Genomic DNA, 1,018 nt, shown 5'->3' on the forward strand with positions numbered 1-1,018 from the left:
GCGGTGGCCTGGTCGCCCAGCAGCACCGAGACAGGGTCGCCCGAAGCCGCGCGCGTGAGCACGAAGACGAGCACAGCCACGATGGCGAGCACGACGAGCATGCCTGCTGCTCGGGAGGCGATGTAGCGGAACAGCGATTTCTTCATCACGCAGAGAACTCGATGGCCGCCGCGCTGCCCACTGCGACGTACTGGCCGGTGAACTGGATGTCGCCGCCCTTCACGCGGAAGACCGTCACGTTGTCGCCCTGCTTGTTGTGGCACACGTAGAGGAACCTGCCGCTCGGGTCGAGTGTGCAGCTGCGCGGGTAGTTGCCGCGCGACCATTCCTCGCGTACCAGCGTGGGCGCACCAGTGCGTGCGTCGATCCTGAAGAGCGAAATCGAATCGTGCAGCCGGTTGAGCGACACGAAGTGCTGACCGCCCGGCAGCATGCGGATGCCCGATGCGTAGCTGGTGCCCTTGAAGCCCTTGGGCAGCGCTGAGGTTTCGCTCACGAGCGTCAGCACGCCGGTGGCGTTGTCGTAGCGCATGAATGCGATGGTCGATGCCTCTTCGTTCACCAGGTAGAGCCACTTGCCGTTCGGGTGGAACACGAAGTGCCGGGCGCCCGAGCTTTCCGACACGGCCACCGTACTCGGCTGGCTCAGCACGCCGGTGATGCGGTCGAAGCGGTAGGAGATGACGCGATCAAGCCCGAGATCAGCCACCAGCACGAAGTTGCCCTTCGGGTCGGCGTGCACCATGTGCGCGTGCGGGCCATCGTGGTCGCTGGTGGCGAAGCCTTCGTGCGAGCGCGCGGCCGCGGGCACCACGTCGGCGCCGGGCTTGCAGGGCGTGGATGCGCCACAGGCCTCGATGTCCTTGTAGACGACCGCAGGGGTGCCGGCATCGGGCGTGCCGTCGGCGCGCAGCGCGAGCACGCTGACGTCGCCGCTCGCGTAGTTGGCCGTGAAGAGAAAGCGGCCGTCGGGGTGCACGCTGATGTAGGCCGGGTCCTTGCCGCCGCAGGCCGTCTC

General features: G+C 67.2%; 1 protein-coding gene and 1 pseudogene. Both read right to left on the bottom strand.

Annotated elements, in window-relative coordinates; translation table 11 throughout:
• Window positions 1–146 (bottom strand): annotated as a pseudogene (locus tag ACSFA3_RS26265) (ABC transporter permease); the annotation flags it as partial.
• Window positions 146–1,018 (bottom strand): lactonase family protein (locus tag ACSFA3_RS26270; RefSeq protein WP_435508226.1); only part of this gene is annotated, 873 nt, incomplete at its 5' end. The pseudogene ACSFA3_RS26265 and the gene ACSFA3_RS26270, both read right to left, overlap by 1 nt.

This window comes from Variovorax glucosi, from assembly GCF_051216695.1.
Taxonomy (GTDB): Bacteria; Pseudomonadota; Gammaproteobacteria; order Burkholderiales; family Burkholderiaceae_C; genus Variovorax.